The sequence below is a fragment of the Sulfitobacter delicatus genome (assembly GCF_900102535.1).
GTDB lineage: Bacteria > Pseudomonadota > Alphaproteobacteria > Rhodobacterales > Rhodobacteraceae > Sulfitobacter > Sulfitobacter delicatus.
Genome location: NZ_FNBP01000034.1, coordinates 1 through 1376 on the forward strand (window position 1 = coordinate 1; position 1376 = coordinate 1376).

The 1376-nt window shown below is 58.9% G+C and carries 1 protein-coding gene; it reads right to left on the reverse strand.

Going from position 1 to position 1376, the window contains the following annotated elements; translation table 11 throughout:
* Window positions 1-30 precede the first annotated feature (30 nt).
* Window positions 31-1281 (reverse strand): IS256 family transposase, encoded by a 1251-nt coding sequence (locus BLS57_RS19550; RefSeq protein ID WP_093744256.1) that lies wholly within the window; start codon window positions 1279-1281, stop codon window positions 31-33.
* Window positions 1282-1376 lie beyond the last annotated feature (95 nt).

The following is a 1376-nucleotide window of genomic DNA, read 5'->3' on the forward strand; positions in this document are numbered from 1 at the left end:
GAGATATGGGCAAAAGTTGGTGATGCCTGATCAGGCGGCAGTTTGAAGCTGGCTGATCCCATCGCGGAACTCAACCCCTTGGATGATCTCGGGCAGACGGTTCTGTCCATCGAGTTTGCGCCATCTCTTCTGCGCTGACATCATTAGCTTGAAGGCCATGGCCAACCCGGTCGTGCGGCTGAGGCATCCTTTGGTGCGTTTCGTGCGGTGCCGGACGGTGGCGAAGGTGCTCTCGATCGGGTTTGACGTCCGGATGTGCTTCCAGTGTTCCGCCGGATAGTCGTAGAAGGTCAGCAGCGCATCCCGGTCCTTGACCAGCTTGGTGACCGCCTTGTCCCATTTCACGCCGTAGGTTTCGACGAAGAAATCGAAGGCGACGTTGGCTTCGGCTTTTGTCTCGGCCTGCCAGATGTCGTGCAGATGACCCTTGGCCTTGGCTTGCACAGATTTCGGCATCGCGTTCAGCACGTTCATGGTCTTGTGGACCCAACAGCGTTGCTCCCGCGTCGTGGCGAACACCTCGCGCAGGGCTGTCCAGAACCCCAGGGCACCGTCCCCGATGGCGAGCTTGGGGTCCTGTTTCAGGCCGCGCCGCTTGAGATCAAGCAGCACCTCGCGCCAGCTTTGGGTGCTTTCACGGAAGCCATCGGTCATGGCCAGAAGTTCCTTGCGACCATATTCATCAGCACCCACGATTACCAGAACGCATTGTTTTTCCTCAGCCATTCGCGGCTTGAAGTAGACACCGTCTGCCCAGATGTAGAGAAAGCGCCGCGAGCCAAGATCGCGTTTCTGCCAAGCCTCGTAGTCCTGCCACCAATCGGCTTTCAGGCGCGTGACGGTCTTAGCGGATAGACCCTTGGCATTCGGGCCCAGCAGCGCTTCAAGCGCCTCGGTAAAATCGCCCGTAGACACGCCCTTGAGGTAAAGCCACGGCAGCAGTTCTTCGATAGATTTCGCTTTGCGCAGGTAACGCGGCAGGATGCTGGGCGTGAAGGTGATCTTGTCTTCGTAAGCACCCCGATCCCGAACCCGCGGCACCTTCACGGGCACCGGACCAATGCCGGTCATCACATCGCGTTCCGGTAGGTGACCATGACGGACAAGACGTGCCCGCCCATCCTGAAGCTTTTCATTGGAAAAGGCCGCCATGAGGGTGGCCAGCTCGGCCTGGACCGCCTGTTCGATCAGCTTGCGCGCGCCATCGCGGATGACATCCGTGAACGGATCGGCGCTAAATCCCGATGGATCGGGCAGTTGGGTGATGGTAGACTCTGACATGTGGCATATCCTTTTCTCAGCAGAGAATCGACGGCGTCTGAACACCGCCATGATATGCCGCCCCTCAGGGCATCACCAACTTTCGCGCGTTTCTC

Coding starts and splice junctions, on each gene's coding strand:
- BLS57_RS19550 (WP_093744256.1), bottom strand. CDS start 1,281: ATGTCAGAGTCTACCATCACCCAACTGCCCGATCCATCGGGATTTAGC.